3 protein-coding genes are annotated in these 17,581 nt (G+C 37.0%); all 3 read right to left on the reverse strand.

The window, feature by feature from the left end; all coding sequences use genetic code 11:
- A partial coding sequence (locus WN50_RS18525; RefSeq protein ID WP_049560173.1) for a non-ribosomal peptide synthetase occupies positions 1 to 5,640 on the reverse strand: 5,640 nt, incomplete at its 3' end.
- Positions 5,640 to 12,959, reverse strand: coding sequence for a non-ribosomal peptide synthetase (locus WN50_RS18530; RefSeq protein ID WP_046277879.1), 7,320 nt, complete (start codon positions 12,957 to 12,959; stop codon positions 5,640 to 5,642). The genes WN50_RS18530 and WN50_RS18525, both read right to left, overlap by 1 nt.
- An 18-nt stretch (positions 12,960 to 12,977) precedes the next feature.
- Positions 12,978 to 17,534 carry a type I polyketide synthase gene (locus WN50_RS18535; RefSeq protein ID WP_046277878.1) on the reverse strand — a complete coding sequence of 1,519 codons (4,557 nt, stop codon included), beginning with the start codon at positions 17,532 to 17,534 and terminating at the stop codon, positions 12,978 to 12,980.
- Between the last annotated feature and the right edge of the window lie 47 nt (positions 17,535 to 17,581).

The following is a 17,581-nucleotide window of genomic DNA, read 5'->3' on the forward strand; positions in this document are numbered from 1 at the left end:
ACCGACCGGAACAGGTTGCAAATAACGGTCTAAAATATAGACTTGAGTATTAGCGATTGGACGACCAATTGAAGGCTGTTTATGACTTCCTGGTTCAGTTAATACAAAGGTTGAATAGGTGGTATCTTCTGAAGGGCCGTAAAGGTTAAAAACCTGCTGAATATGTTGTTTATAAAGTTGTTTAACGAGGGAATTTGATAATGCTTCACCTGCTAAATTGACTGTTTTTACACCTTTGGGAATACCGTTAATTCTAAGTAGTTCTGTCGCGGCAGAGGGGACTGTATTAATCAGAGTCACTTCTTCAGAATGAGGTAAGGAGGGTAACTCTAAAGCATTTTCACCCAAAATTATTTTTCCTCCGACACTTAGCGGTAAAAACAACTCAAATATTGAGAGATCAAAACAGATAGAAGTTGAAGCAAAAACGCCTGAAAGTTGTTCTTTTGTAAAGACAGTTTTCGCCCATTCTATGAGGAAAATTGGACTAGAATGATTGATTGCAACGCCTTTTGGTTTACCTGTTGAACCAGATGTATAGATAACATAAGCCAAATTTTCAGGAATAACTTCATGGAACGGATTTGTTTGATTTTCTAAAGCTATTTTTTCCCTATCTCTATCTAAATTAACAATAGCTTTGAGAGAAGAACTAAAATCTAAAAATTCTGTATTTTGAGTGATTAAAACGGCTATTTTAGCATCTTCCAACATGAAAGTTAATCGTTCTGTTGGATAGGTTGGGTCAAGGGGAACATAGGCACCTCCTGCCTTGAGAGTGGCTAACATTGCCACAACCGTTTCAATTGAACGTTTAACACAAATTCCCACTCTAACTTCAGGTTGAACTCCTAATTTTTGTAAGTAATAAGCGAGTTGATTGGCTCGATGATTTAACTGTTGATAAGTTAACTGTTGATTCTCAAAAATTAACGCCGTTGCATGAGGTGTTTTCTCGGTTTGGGTTTCAAATAAATGATGTAAACAAACAGGTTTAACTTCTAATTCAGTCTGATTCCATTCCTGTAGTATTTTTTGCTGTTCAGTTTTTGGGAGAAGCGGCAAGTTAGATAACTTTTGTTTGGGTTCATCGATAATTCCTGACATTAAGGTTTGAAAATTTTCTATTAAACGTTGAATCGTTTCTGCTTTAAATAAATCGGTATTATACTCAAACTTACCCACTAATCCTTCAACAGTTTCAGCCATATATAATGTTAAGTCAAATTTTGCTGTCTTATTTTCACTCTCAATTAAATGCCAATTTAAACCTGATAATTTAATCGGCTGTATTGTTGCATTTTGCCAGACAAACATCACCTGAAATAGAGGAGTATAGCTTAAATCTCGCTGCGCTTGGACTGCTTCTACTAACTGTTCAAAGGGTAAGTCTTGATGAGCATAAGCCTCTAACGCTACTTCTCTAACCTGCTGTAATAACTCCTCAAAGGTGAGATTTCCAGTTAAACGTGTTCGTAGGGCTAATGTGTTAGCAAAAAATCCAATTAAGCTTTCGGTTTCTGTTGAATTTCGATTAGCAATCGGAGAACCTACAACAATATTTTTACTTGCTGTATAGCGATATAAGAAAGTATTAAAGATTGCTAATAAGGTCATAAATAATGTACAACCTGACTGCTGACTTAAAGTTTTAATTGCTTGAGATTGTTCGAGAGAAAGTTGAAAGGTTTTTGTGGCTCCTCGGAAGCTTTGAACCGCCGGACGTGTGTAATCAGTTGGTAATTCTAAAACCGTCGGTATTCCCTCTAGCTGTTGTCGCCAGTAACCCAATTGATTCTCTAATAATTCTCCTTGCAAATATTGTCGTTGCCAAGCCGCAAAATCTACATATTGAATGGGTAATGGTGGAAGTTGTGAAGGTTGATTTTGAGAGATATTTTCATAGAATTTAGCGACTTCTCGTATTAAAATTATCACCGATTGTTCATCTGAAATAATATGATGCAACGTCATTAAAATAACGTGATTTATTTCCGAAACGTTTATTACTTTAACTCTTAGTAATGGACTAATATTGAGGTGAAAAGGATACTGTGCTTCTTGTTGAATTAATTGTTTAATATAACCTTCTTGCTGTGAGCTTGGAACTTCACTAATATCAATAAGAGGAAGATTGAATTGAGTTGAAGGTGAAATCACTATCTGGGGTTTTCCTTCAATAGTTATAAAACTTGTTCTGAGGACTTCGTGACGATGAATTATTGTGTTAAAACTTTGTTCAAGTATCCCAATATTCAGTTTTCCTTTTATTCGGACTGCTCCCGGAATATTATAATAAGGACTATCGGGTTCGAGTTGAGCTAAAAACCATTGTCGTTGTTGAGCGAAAGATAAGGGTAAGTTTTCTTGTCTATTTATGCCTTGAAGTGCTTTAATTTTAAGTGGAGAATGAGTTTTTTGAGTCGTTAATATTGCTTCTGCTAACCCCGATATTGTTGGCATTTCAAATAGACGACGCAAGGGTAAATCAATCTTGAAAATTTCACGAATTTGCGAGATAACGCTAGTTGCTAATAACGAATGTCCGCCAAGTTCAAAGAAGTTATCTTTTCTACCAATCTGCTTTAAATTTAGGATTTTTCCCCATATTCCTGATAATATTTCCTCAGTAGGTGTTTGGGGTATTTCGTGAATATCTGATAAGTTTGTGACTTGTTCTTTAACACTTAGAAGCGCACGTCTATCAATCTTACCATTGGGAGTTAAAGGAAAAGTATCTAACATGATAAAAGCAGAAGGTATCATGTAACTAGGTAACTTTTTGGCTAATAATTCTCGCAGCATTGTAACATTTAACTCGGACTGATGAGTAGAGACAATATAAGCAATGAGACGCTTTTCTTGAGCTTGTGAATTGACTACAACCACAGCCTGTTGAACTTGTGGATGTTGTTTTAATATTGCTTCTATTTCTCCTAATTCTATTCTAAAACCTCGCAGTTTTACTTGAGAGTCTAGGCGTCCTAAATATTCAACATTTCCATCACTCAGATATCGTGCTAAATCTCCCGTTTTATACAGGCGTTCAGAAGTCTTTTTAAAGGGATTGGGTAAAAAACGTTCTGCGGTTAAATCGGCTCGATTAAAGTAGCCTCTAGCGACTCCAACTCCTCCGATATATAACTCTCCGGGTACTCCTATCGGAACGGGTTGTAGATTTTTATCGAGAATATAAAACTCAGTATTAGCAAGAGGGCGACCAATAAGAACGGTTAAATTTTTATCTAAATTTTCTTGATTTTTAACTTGATAAATTGATGACCAAATTGTAGTTTCAGTTGGCCCGTAAAGGTTAAAGAGTTGTTGAGAATTTTGATCAAGTTGTTGGGCTAATTTCGGGTCTAACGCTTCTCCTCCACTGAGAATTTTTAGGTTGTGCTTTCCCGACCATCCGCCAAGGATTAACATTTGCCAGGTGGCTGGCGTGGCTTGCATAATTGTGATGTTTAATTGCTTGATTTGATGTTGAAGTTGTTGGCTGTCTGTGGTGGTTTTTTGGCAGGCAATCACTACACGCGCACCGATAATTAAAGGTAAATAAAGTTCTAAGGCGGCGATATCAAAAGACAGACTGGTAACAGATAATAAAACGTCTGATGGTATTAGGTTGAGATGTTGATTAATAGCAAATAGAAAGTTACTCAAGGCGCGATGAGAAATTTGTACGCCTTTGGGTTGACCTGTAGAACCGGAGGTATAGATAATATAAGCTAGATTATCAAGGCTAATATCAGGAGAAAGATTGTCTGATTTTTGTTGAGTGATGATTGACCAATGTTTTTCTAATTTTAGAATATTTTGAACTGAAAATTGTAAATAATTGAGGGATGTTTGAGTAATAATGAGTGAGATTTGAGCGTTATTGATAATGTAATTGAGACGCTCTGGAGGATAGGCAGGGTCAAGGGGAATATATGTGGCTCCGACTTTGAGAACAGCTAATAAAGCGATAACCATTTCACAGGAACGCTCTAAACAAATACCGACGGTTTGTTCAGGTTGAACGCCTTGTTTTTGTAGGTGGTGAGCGAGTTTGTTTGCAGTTGTATTGAGTTGCTGATAACTGAGTTGTTGATGTGAGTCAACAATAGCAACAGCATCCGGTGTTTGTTGGGCTTGGGTTTCAAAGAGTTGATGAATACAGGCGAGGTTTTTAAATGGTGTTTGAGTTTTATTCCATTTGACTAAGAGTTGATTTTTTTCTGTTTCTGTTAACAAGCAAAGTTCGTATAATTTTTGATTAGAATTAGTAAGAATTTGTTCTAACAAGGTTTGGAAGTGAACAATTATTCTGCTAATTGTTTCAGCTTTAAATAAATCTGTATTATATTCAAATACTCCCATGAGTCCCGATGGTTTTTCATACATATCCAAGCTCAAATCAAATCGAGCTGTTTTATTTTCTGGATTAATATAATTAAAAGTTAAGTTCGTGAGTTGAACAGTTTTTGTTGGAGTATTGTGAAGAATAAACATCACTTGAAAGAGAGGATTGTGGCTTAAGTTGCGTTGAGTCTGCAATTCTTCTACTAAATATTCAAATGGCAAATCTTGGTGAGCATAAGCCCCTAGAGTGACTTCGCGTACCTGTTTGATAAAATCTCTAAAGCTGGGATTTCCAGATAGGTTTGTTCTAAAGACTAAATTATTAACAAATAAACCAATAAGATTTTCAATTTCTGGGCGATTACGATTAGCAACCGTTGAACCAACTATAATATCTTCTTGCTGAGTATAGCGATAAAGTAATGTTTTTAAAGCTGCCAGTAACAACATAAATAAGGTTACATCTTCCTGACGAGCAAGAACTTTTAAAGATTCATAAAGTTGAGAAGATAGAGAAAAAGATTGTGTTTCTCCTCGATAAGTTTGTACCACAGGTCGCGGATAATCTGTGGGTAATTGGAGAATTTGTGGATTATTTTTTAGTTGCTGTTTCCAGTAACTAAGTTGAGCAGAACGAGCTTCACTTTGTAGCCATTTCTGTTGCCAAACAGCATAGTCTACATATTGGATATTGAGTTCAGGTAAAGATGAATTTTTGTCTTGATAGAAGGCTTGATAAATTGCTGCTAATTCTTGAATCAGTACCCGCATTGACCAGTAATCAGAAATAATATGATGCAGGGTAAACAGCAGTATATATTCATCGGTTGAAAGCTTTAATAATTTGGCTCGTAATAAAGGAATTTGAGTTAAATTAAAGGGCTGTGATGCTTCTTGTTGAATCTGCTTTTTAATTTCAATATCACGTTGAGTCTGAGAAAATTCCTGAAAATCAATCACGGGAATATTGAGATTCAAGACTGGATAAACACTCTGAACTATCTCACCTTCAATTTCCGTAAAATTTGTCCTTAATATTTCATGGCGTTTGATGATTTCATTAATACTTTTTTCTAAAGCATCAATATTCAGTGAACCCTGCAAATGTAAAGCAGCAGGAAGATTATAAACTGAACTTCCGGGCTGTAGTTTATCTAGAAACCAAAGTCGCTGTTGAGCAAATGAAAGCGGAAAAAATTGAGGCTTGTTAGCCTTTTTTTGCATGAGTTGTTTGAGCAGTTTTCGCTTTTGTTCGGGCGAAAGTTTGGAAAGGTTAGATGGTGTTGGGTTCATTAGTTTTCCTCCGCTAACATTTGACTGAGTAAATCATCAAGTTCTTGTTCTGAAATTTGGTCGAGATTATCTAGATTTTCTTGGGAATCATTACGGTTGACCCGCTCAATTTTAATCTGTTCAGTTTCAGGAACTTGATTGTTATTTTGTTTGATATCTAGTTCCAAATCAGCAATAGTTGGCGTTTCAAAAAAGCGACGAATTGAAATGTCTACTTTAAAGGCTTGACGCATTTGAGAAATAACCTGAGTGGCTAATAGTGAATTTCCTCCTAAATTAAAGAAGTTGTCTTGAATGCCTACTTTTTCTAAGTTGAGAGCTTTTTGCCAAATTGCTGCTATTTCTGTCTGTAATTCAGTTTTCGGTGCTACATATTCTAGTTGATTTCGAGAAGTAAAACTCTCGGGTTTTGGTAAATTTTTACGGTCTATCTTTCCATTGGGTGTTAGGGGAAGTTCATCCAAGATTATATAGTTTTGAGGAATCATATATTCGGGTAACTTCTCGCGTAAAAACTGACGTAATTTTTCTAGAATCGATTCGGATTTTTGAGGAGTTTCTGGAGATAACCACTGTTTTGTCCAAGCCTTATCAATGCGACCGCCTACAAAGCTATGTAATAATATTTGATTGGGTTCGAGCTTAAACCATTCTTGTATGGGTTCAAATTCTAAAGTACCAATTGGACAAAGACCGATTTCATGCTTGGGTGCAGTTTCCATTAAAAGTTGGCTAATATAACCCGCTTCTAACAAACAAAAATCTTTTGCTTTTTCACCATAAATTGGATGAATTGCATTTAAGTTACCCATTAAAAATATAGCAAAAGCAGATTGTTCAAATATGGATTGATTTACCCCGTATATTTTGCTATCAATTTTAGCATTTTCTTGAATTAGAATTAAACGATGCTCTGCGGGATTATAGTAATAAATTCCGGGTCTGATTTCTGCAATAGAATTCGGTTTGATATAACAATAGGTTTGTACGGGATAAAGACTTCCGGCTGAAGCATATCGATATTTAGGTAAGGGCGAGTTTTCTAATTTGATTTGCATCAAACAGCTTATTAACTGACTAAATTCTTGTAAAGATATCGGTTTATCTAGGAATTTTCGATAACTCTGACGTTGTAAATAAGCCTGAGTAAATTCTTCACTGAGTTCGGGTTTGGGTAACTCGATGCTTGGTTGTTTAGCTTCTGTGGCGAGTAGTCCCCGTTGTTGCAACTTGAATTCAATCTGATCGATACCGGAGACATTTTGGGGTTCTTTCGGAACAATATAAGCAACTAATTGTTGATTTTCTCGTGTTTCCCCTATAGCTGTGACGATTGCTTCTTGAATGGCTGAATGTTGTTTTAAAGTGGATTCAATTTCACCGAGTTCTATTCGGTATCCATTAATTTTAACTTGAAAGTCTTCCCGACCTAAAAATTCTATATTTCCATCGGGTAAATATCGCCCTAAGTCTCCCGTTTTGTATAATTTTTCTTGGGTTTGAGGATGAATAATAAAACTTTTATTTGTCTTTTCAATATTTCGCCAATATCCTTTAGCGAGTCCAATTCCACCAATATAAAGCTGTCCTATCACCCACATCGGACAAGGCTCTAAAGCTTCATTCAAAACATAAAAACGTTGGTTCGCCATTGGACGACCATAGGGAATACTTTTCCAATTGGGATTAACCGTTTCAATCGGATAAAGAATCGACCAAATTGACGCTTCTGTTGCACCTCCTAAGCTAATAATTTTAGTATTTTTATTCAGTGTATTTTTAATGCGGTTTGGTAAATCTAAGGGTAGCCAATCTCCACTAAGTAAGACCAAACGTAAGGAATTTTTCACTTCAGAGTGAGAGTTTAAATGTTCTAACAGCATTTGCATCAATGCGGGAACAGAATTCCAAACTGTAATTTCTTGCTGTTCAATTAATTCTACCCAATGAGCCGGATCTTTGGTCGCCTCAGCATTAGGGATAACAATCGTTCCTCCGGCTGCTAACGTCCCAAAAATATCATACACTGATAAGTCAAAGTTCAGCGCAGATAGAGCTAAAATTCTGTCATCTGAAGTGATATTAAAACGCTGATTAATATCAAGAATAGTGTTAACAGCACCTTGATGATCGATCATTACTCCTTTCGGTAATCCCGTAGAACCAGAGGTATAAATCACATAGGCTAAATCTTGGGGACTATTATGAGTATTTAGAGCAAAGTGATCGGTTTCTTCTGAAGAAAGTTCAAGGGTATCTACACAAATTCTGGTGATATTGTCTGGAATTTCTAATTGATGATTCAGCCAAGATTGTGTGATAATTTGTTTAGCTTCAGTTTCTTGTAATAGATGTAATTGTCGCTCTTTTGGCAGTTGAGGATCGATAGGAACATAAGCTGCACCTGCTGCTAAAATACCCAAAGCAGCGACAACTTGCTCCCAACCTTTTTCCATCACAATTGCAACTAATTGATTGGAAGAAACGCCGAGTTTCTGAAGTTGCTTTGCTAAATTTAGAGCAAGATTACTTAATTCTTTATAGGTTAATGTCCGTTCTCCACTAACAACAGCGATGTTTTCTGAATAGACGAATACTTGCTCAAAAAATAAAGTGTGCAGGAGTTGATTTGAAATTTTTAAATCGGTGTCAGTTGCATTAATTTCTGTAATTTTTTGCAGTTGTGCTGGCGGTAAAACTTGCCCATTTGTGGTGTTCCAGAGTTCATCTTCATTGGCTAAACGCTCTAAAAATTTAGAGTAAGCTGCAAACATTTCATCTAATAATCCGGTTGGAAAAAGTTCGTCAATTGTATCCCAATTAAAGACTAAAGCACCGCCAATTTCAGAGACTTGATGATCGAAGTAAACTTGAGAGGTTTGACTCAGGCTATAAACGACTTCTGTTTGCCAGTTTCTCTGAGACATTTGAGGTGTATTTTGAGTGAGGGTACTGGTAAATACAACAGGCATCAAAGCTCCTGAAACTCGCCCTTGAATTCGAGCTAAATCTCGTAAAACCTCAACTCCACTGACATAACGGTGATCTAAATCTTCCCAAAGTTGTGCTTGAATATTTGTCGCACGATTTATAAAACTATTGGGTTCATTATTGTTAATTTCTAACAATAAAGATGAGGTAAAATCACCCATTATCTGATTAACTTCTGGATGAACAGGCAAGCGATTAAATAGCGTTAAATTGAGGGTAAATCTTGAACTTTTGCTCCAAGTTGTTAAAATTTCTGCAAAAGCGGCGAGTAAAAAGCCTGACGGTGTAATGCCAATTTGAGTCGCTTTTTGTTTGAGATGTTGCCAAGTTTGAGGTGCTAATTGTCCACTGCGACGTACAAACCGAGGGTTTTTTATAGTGGCTAAATTGTGCTGAAGGGGAAGTTCAGGAGCCGCAGCTAAATTAACAAGACGGTTTTGCCAATAGTTGCGAGAACTATGATAAAGTTCGGAATCACGCCAAGCATTTTCTGCTAAAACATAATCTCGGAAAGAAAGGGATAAAGAGGGTAATAAAGTGTCGGGATTTTGAATCAGTTTAGCCAGTTCACGTCCGATGATTTGCAGACTCCAAGCATCTCCAATTAAGACATCAAAACTCACAAAAAATATAACTTTATTCTCTCCTAATAAAGCCGCTTGAATTTCAAATAATGGCCAGCGATCAGTCAGTAAAATTTGATGAGAGAGGTGATCGCGCATTTTTTCTAATGTTGCGGTAACACGCTCAGGACTTTCTTTTTCTAAGTCTATTGTTTTGATTTTATAGGGTGGAACTGTCGGTAATATTTGCTGCTGTCCATCGGTTTTAATAATAACCCGCAGCATATCGTGATGTTCAATTAAGCGTTGTAATGCTTGTTCAAGTTGTTCAACTTTTAAGCCAACTGTTTCGATTTCACGATAGCCATGTGTTGCAATATTTCCTAACTCAAAAGCATCACTACGACCCATCAAATACGCTTGCTGAATATCGGTGAGCGGAAAGGGTTGATGACGGTCTTCTGGGTGAGGAATAATTTGAGGTAAAGGTGAAACCGAGAGAGATTTATTTAGAGTTTTAATCTGTTCAGCCAATCCGAATATTGTGGGTTTTTCAAATAAAGAACGCAATGGAATTTGTACACCAATGGCATCACTGATTTCAGCAATAATTTTAATGCCTAACAGAGAATGTCCCCCTAACTCAAAGAAGTTATCATTAATTCCAACTGATTGAAGATTTAGTTCTTTTTGCCAAACTTGGGCGATAGTTTTTTCAAATTCAGTTTGAGGTTCAATATATGCAACGGCTAATTCAGGTCTAAATGTATCAGGAACGGGTAAAGATTTGCGATTGATTTTTCCATTGGGAAGACGAGGTAAAGCGTCCAGTTTGACAAAAGTATTGGGTATCATATAACTGGGTAACTTTTGTTCTAGGAAGTGTCGGAGGTGATTCACATTTGATTGTTCATCTTCTGAGAAAAAGACAACATAAGCCACTATGCGTTTAGTATTAGATTCATCTTCTTGCACGGTCACAACACATTCATTCAAAGCTGGATATTGACTTAAAACGGCTTCTATTTCTCCGATTTCAATTCGATATCCTCGGATTTTAACTTGATGATCAATACGTCCTAAAAATTCTAAATTTCCATCGGGTTGATAGCGAACTAAATCTCCCGTTTTATACAGTCGATTCAATAGATTTTTTTTATCAATATAGGGATTTGAGATGAACTTTTCTGCCGTTAATTCAGGTCGATTTAGATAACCTCTGGCGACTCCTTCACCCCCTAAATACAATTCTCCCTTCACTCCAATGGGAACAGGTTGTAAATACTGATCTAAAACATAGGCCTGAGTATTGTTGATCGGCTGACCAATTGACACTGATAATTTAGAACTACTTTTAACTAAAGCAAAAGTTGAGTAGGTTGTGTCCTCTGAAGGGCCGTACAAGTTATAAATTTGCTGAATTGTTTTCTGTTGTTCTAGCTGTTCAACCAGGCGATTTTGTAAGGCTTCTCCGGCTAAATTAACTGTACAAACTGATGACGGAATTCCCTTAATTTGAAGGAGATGAGCGATCGCACTGGGGACCGTATTAATTAATGTAATTTGATGAGCCGCAGGTAAATTGGGTAAATCTAAAGCGTTTTCAGCTAAAATGACTTTTCCTCCCAAACTCAGGGGAACAAATAATTCAAATACGGATAAATCAAAGCAGATGGAAGTTGAAGCAAGAACACCTGCAAGACTTTCTGGACTTAAAACTTCTTTCGCCCAATGAATTAACTGTATTGTACTCCGATGTTCTATTGCTACGCCTTTGGGTTGACCGGTTGAACCGGAAGTATAAATGACATAAGCTAAGTTATTTTCTGTTACTTCAGAGGTGGGATTTTCTGAACTTTCTTGAGTGATTTTATTCCAGTCTTTATCAAGATTAATTCTTGAGTGAGTTTCGCTGGCTTCTATTAAAGTTTCCGATTGACTAATTAACGCCGAAATTTGTGCATCTTGTACAATAAAAGATAGACGTTCTACCGGATAAGTGGGGTCAAGAGGAACATAAGCAGCACCCGCTTTTAGAGTTGCTAAAATGGCGATCACCATCTCAACAGAACGATTGACACAAATTCCAACTTTATCTTCTGGTTTTATTCCTGATTTTTGAAGATAATGAGCAAGCCGATTCGCTCGTTCATTGAGTGTTTTATAGGTGAGAATATCCCGATTAAAAATTACCGCAACTGCATCAGGTTCTCTTTTAACTTGTTCTTCAAATAACTGATGAATACATCTGCTATCTTTGAAGTCATGTTGAGTATTATTAAATTGAACTAAAAGGGTTTGTTGTTCGGTTTTGGGAAGAAGTGATAACTCAGATAAACGTTGTTCTGGATTCGCTACAATACTTGAAAGCAGGGTTTGAAAATGCTCAACTAAACGAGCAATTGTAGCTTCTTTAAATAAATCGGTGTTGTACTCAACTTGTCCTTTTATACCCTGTTCGGTATCCTGAAGGTTGAAGCGAAGTTCATATTTAACGGTCTTACTTTCTAAAGGTAAACGTTCTAATATTAACCCGGATAATTCTAAAGGTTTTACCGGAGCAAGTTGCAGATCAAACTTAACCTGAAAAAGCGGCATCATCTGGCTGAGATTGCGTTCAGGGTTCAACACTTCAACCAACTTTTCAAACGGTAAATCTTGATGAGCATAAGCCCCTAAAGTTACTTCTCGAACTCGCTGTAATAACTCTCGAAAAGAAGGATTTCCTGCCAAATTTGTTCGCAAAACTAAAGTATTAACTAACAGTCCAATTAAACCCTCAATTTCCGAACGGTCACGATTTGCTATATCCGTCCCAATAATGATATCATTTTGCTGAGTATAACGATGAAGTAAAACTTTAAAACTTGCTAATAATAATGTAAATAAAGTAATGCCTTCTTTTGCTGCTAATGCCTTCAAGGAATCAGACAAAGCTTTAGAGAGAGCAATCGGATAATGTTCACCTTTATCTGTTGAAATTGCAGGTCGTGGGTAATCAAGAGGAAGTTCTAAAATCGGTAATTCATCACCAAGTTGTTGCTTCCAATAATTAACTTGAGTCTCTAAAAGTTCACCCTGAAGTCTTTGACGTTGCCAAATCGCCCAGTCTGCATATTGAATCGGTAATTCTGCTAATGGAGAATTTTTATTTTCAACAAAAGCTTTATACAAAATACCCATTTCTCGCAGAAAAACTCCAATTGACCACCGATCAGAAATAATATGATGGGTAGCCATCAGCAGAATAAAATCTGTTTCATCTAACTGCAATAATATTAATCGTAATAAGGGATGATTCAAATCAAAAGGATGTTGAGTAAATTCGGTAATAATACGTTCAATTTCTAGCCTAGTTTCTGTTAGTTGAGTGAGGTCAAAAACGGGTAACGAAAAGGGTTGAAAGGGTGAAACAATTTGAATGGGTTGTTTGTCGGCGTTGGTTGTAAAAGTTGTTCGCAGCGTCTCATGTCGCCGGACAATTTCATTAAGAGTTCCTTCTAATATCGCCACATTTAGGCGCCCCCGCAAACGTAAAGCACTGGGGACATTGTATGAACTATTACTCGGGTCAAGCTGTTGAATAAACCAGAGACGCTGTTGAGCAAAAGACAAGGGTAAGGCGTCAGAGGTCTGCCTCCGAGAAATAGCCTGCACTTGAGGACGCTTTAACCCTCTCTGTTGCAGGCGTCGCTCAAACAGCTTTCGTTGTTCTAGAGAAAGATTAGCAATTAGTTTTAAAAATTCTTGAGATTGATTCTTCATTAGTCGCGAATTTAAAAATTACTTGTCTGTATCTAGGTGCTGTTGAACTTCGTCAGGAGAGAGGCTTTTGACCTCTGCCAGTAATTCGGCCATCTCTTGCCATTCATCGGGTTGAGGTTGATTTTGAGCGATGACTGTCGCAATCCCCGCTACCGTCGGCGTTTCAAACAATAAACTCCGCAAAGGTAACTCAACCTGGAATGTCTCTCGCAGACGGGAAATCGCCTGAATCGCCAGGAGAGAGTGTCCGCCAAGATCAAAGAAGTTGTCGTTGACTCCAACCTCCTCGATGCCCAGAACTTCTTGCAAAATTATAGCAATAGCTTGTTCAATTTCATCACGAGGCGCAACATATTCTTGAGATAAGTTGGGGCGAGAATGTCCTGAAGCCGATGATTGGGGCTTAGTTCGCGAATTATCAACTTTCTCTGACACAGGTTTCAGCTTGACCCACTGATTAATCCGAGTGTCTAAATCTCCCTTAGAAACAATCACTTGAGTCGGCGATTTTAATGATAAAATTCGCTGACAAACTTGACAAACTTCATCAGGTTTTAGGGTAAATTCTGCTAAATTTGCACCTAATCCTGTAACGGCTTTTTGTTCGGTTAGAGAGGCTATTGCATCCCAATTTACAGAATACCATAAAGTTGAAATTTTATTCGCTAAATTTTGATTATTTTTAAAATTGGCGAACGCATCAATCACCTGATTAGCAGCAGAATAAGCGGCCAAACCAATTCCACCAATAATTGATGAAAGTGAAGATTGAAGGAGATAAAAGTCTGGTTGTTTATCCCGCAACACTTTTTCTAAAACTAGCAATCCTTTAACTTGCTCTTGAAAACCATACTCGCATTTTTCCGGCTTCAGTTGTTGGAGTAAATCGATAGAGTTTTCATTACTCATAGGGGTTGAATAGATGACACCATGAAGTTCGCCAAACTGTTCATCTATTTTTTCTACAATGGCTTGCATTGCATTTTCATTGGTAATATCTGCTTTAAAAGTGACATAATCTGAAGAATCGGGGATTTTTTTAGAACTTACTAAAATCAGTTTAGCTTGCATATTTTCAGTTAAATATTTTTCTAAAACATGACCAATTCCCGAATGAAAATCCCCAACAATTAAGTAGACTCCGCCTTGTCGTAGTTGTATATTTTTCTCTTGATTTGCATCAATGCGAATGGGTTTAAATGTTCGCTTCCAACGATAATAATCCCGATAAGCAACAGTTAATTCTGTAGGTTCATCTAAAAATTCTGCAAGTAGGTAATCACTGAGTTTTTTATGATTTTCTTTTGCAGTTGAAACTATAACATCAAGATGACGACAAGACAGTTGAGGATATTCTTGTCCAATTCCCAAACATAGCCCTAAAACTGTGGCTTTTTCAGGATTAACTTCTTCTGAACCCATCACATTATAGATGGGATTTGTAACGACAAAAACTTGTATAGTATTACCAATTTTTCCAGGATTAATCGCTTGGCTTAAAAACAGTAAACTATAAAATTCTTGATTTCGATATGTTTTTAACGTTGAATTTGACGAGGGTTTATCATCTTCTATTCCCCAAAGATGAACAATATAATCAGGATGAAACTCTCGCAAGTTTAAATCTTCAATTAAAGCTTGGTAATCCTGTTTTTCTTGAGGGTTAATTTCAAAAGTTCGATAACCCACTTCGTCAAAGGTTTCTCCGATACTGACAGTAATAACATCCTGACCTGCATTCATTAATGTTTGAGCAATTTCTGTCCCAATTCCGAGAGAATCTATAAAAATTAACCAACTTTTTTTGAGTTGACTTAAACGATTCAAATCTACAGAATCAGGTAATAGCATTCTTTCCCAAGTCGGAACATAAAACCAGTCTGCTAAATTTCGTTTTTTATTGGGTTGTTGTTGAGGTTCTGATGAAGGTTCAACCCAGTATTTTTTGCGCTCAAAAGGATAAGTCGGTAAAGGCAAGCGCAAGCGATTTTCTGATGTATAAAATTTAGACCAATTGATATTAATTCCTGCTAACCAAAGCTTACCTAAAGTTGTGAGTAAAAAAGCAATATCAGATTGATTGTGTTGAGGATGACGAATAGAAGATAGTACAATCTGTTCGTTTGAATCTAGCTGCTGTTTTGCTAGAGAACTTAAAGTTCGTCCCGGCCCTACTTCTAAAAAAATGCGGCTATTCTGTTGAATTAACTCTGAAATTCCTGATGAAAATAAAACCGTTTGGCGCAGATGTTTAGCCCAATAGTTCGGAGCGGTTGCCTGTTCAGCAGTTATCCAAGTTCCGGTGAGATTTGAAATGAAAGGAATTTGAGGATTATTTAACGAAACTTTTTCTATAATTTTCAGAAATTCAGTTTGTGCAGAGTCCATCATTGGAGAGTGAAAAGCATGGGAAGTGTGCAGTCTTTTATATGGAGTTCCCTGTTTTTCTAGCTGTTCTTGCAAGCGTTCAATAGCAGCCATTGAACCCGATAATACAGATAATTTAGGTGCATTATTGGCGGCAATTGCAATTTCTGAACTTAGCAAAGGTTGCACATCTTCTATCGATAACGCAACAGAAATCATTGCACCGTGAGGCTGTTGCTGCATCAATTTTCCTCGATTTGCCATCAGAAAAAGTGCATCTTCTAAGGAAAAAATACCCGCCAAACAAGCGGCTACATATTCTCCAACGCTATGGCCGATCATTACTTCGGGATAAATTCCCCAATCTATCCACAGTTTCGCTAGAGCATATTCAACGACAAAAAGAGCGGGTTGAGCATAGAGAGTTTCGTTAATAGTCTCATCACTTTGAGATTGTTTTGGATAAAGAATATCCCGTAAATCTAAATTGAGATGAGGTTTAAGAGTTTCACTGCAATAGTCAACAATTTCTCTAAAAATAGGCTCTGTTTTATAGAGTTCAAAACCCATATTTACATACTGGGTTCCTTGCCCTGGAAACATGAAGATTACAGAATGATGACTCGGTTCTTGAAAGTGCGTAAAAACTTGATCTGGTTCTAAAGATTCTAGGGTGTTTATGCCTTCTTCAAGGGTTTTACAAACCATCATCCGACGATAATTAAATGCACGGCGTCCGACTTTTAACGTATAGGCTATATCAGCTAGGTTTAAATCTGAATGTTGCTTTAAATAAGTGACTAAATTGTTCGTAGCTGTTTCTAAAGCTGTATTTGTTTTTGCTGAAAGTAGTAGTAATTGCCAGGGACGAGAAGGACTAGACGGTTGAACTGTTGGCGCTTCTTCTAAGATCACATGAGCATTTGTTCCTCCAATTCCAAAAGAACTTACACCTGCTCGTCGAGGATAATTGTTCCTTTTCCAGTTTGATAAACTCGTGTTTACATAAAAGGGACTGTCCTCAAAATTAATTTGTTCATTCGGTTTTTCAAAGTGAACTAAAGGGGGAATTTGTTGATGTTTTAGAGCGAGAATTGTTTTGATTAAACCTGCAACTCCTGCCGCAGCATCTAAGTGTCCAACATTAGGTTTTACAGAGGCGATCGCACAAAAATTTTTCTTCTCAGTACCCGCACGAAAAGCTTGAGTTAATGCAGAAATTTCTATAGGATCACCCAAAGTAGTTCCTGTTCCATGCGCTTCGATATAGCTAATCGTTTCTGGCTCGACTTCTGCCATGATTTGAGCCGCTCGAATAACTTGTGCTTGAGTATCAATTCTAGGAGCAGTATAACTGACTTTAAATGCACCATCATTATTAATTGCCGATCCTTTAATAATTGCCTGAATTGAATCCCCGGAATTGATGGCATCTTCTAATCGTTTTAATACAACAATTCCGACACCATTTCCCCCGATGGTTCCTTGAGCTTGATCATCAAATGTTCGGCAATGTCCGTCAGGGGAATAAATGCCTTCTTCTTGATATAAATAACCGACTTGTTTAGAAATCGCAACTCCTCCCGCTAAGGCGATATCACAATCTCCACTTAATAAACTTTGACAAGCCAAATGAACAGCAACCAATGAAGTTGAACAGGCTGTTTGAATATCAATACTTGGCCCGGAAAGATTCAATTTATACGATACTCTGGTTGTTAGAAAATCTTTATCAGTCGCCAAAAAAAGCTGGTAGTTGCTGACTGAATTTCTGATTTTTGGGTTCGTATAAAGATTGAATAGATAACCATTCATTCCCGCTCCCCCGTAAACACCAATCGTTCCCGAGTATTTTTCGGAGTCATAACCGGCATTTTCTAGAGCTTCCCAAGCACATTCTAAGAACAAACGATGTTGAGGATCGAGAAGTTCTGCTTCTTTAGGATTAAACCCAAAAAATTCTGCATCAAATAAGTCTATTCCGTCTAATTTTCCACCTGCTTTAATATATTGAGGATGATTAATCAGATCCTCATCTACTCCAAGTTCTAGAAGTTCTTTGTCTTGATAGAAATGAATAGACTCAACACCATTTTTCAAGTTGTCCCAAAATTGTTCTAAATTCTGAGCTTCTGGAAAGCGACCAGCCATTCCAATGATGGCAATTTCTAAACCGTTATATTCAGTAGCCATTTTTAAGTTTTCCATTTTTGCTCAAGATTAATTTTTCAAACACAAGACAGTAAAATTAAATT

Source organism: Limnoraphis robusta CS-951 (assembly GCF_000972705.2).

Coding starts and splice junctions, on each gene's coding strand:
- WN50_RS18530 (WP_046277879.1), bottom strand. CDS start 12,959: ATGAAGAATCAATCTCAAGAATTTTTAAAACTAATTGCTAATCTTTCT.
- WN50_RS18535 (WP_046277878.1), bottom strand. CDS start 17,534: ATGGAAAACTTAAAAATGGCTACTGAATATAACGGTTTAGAAATTGCC.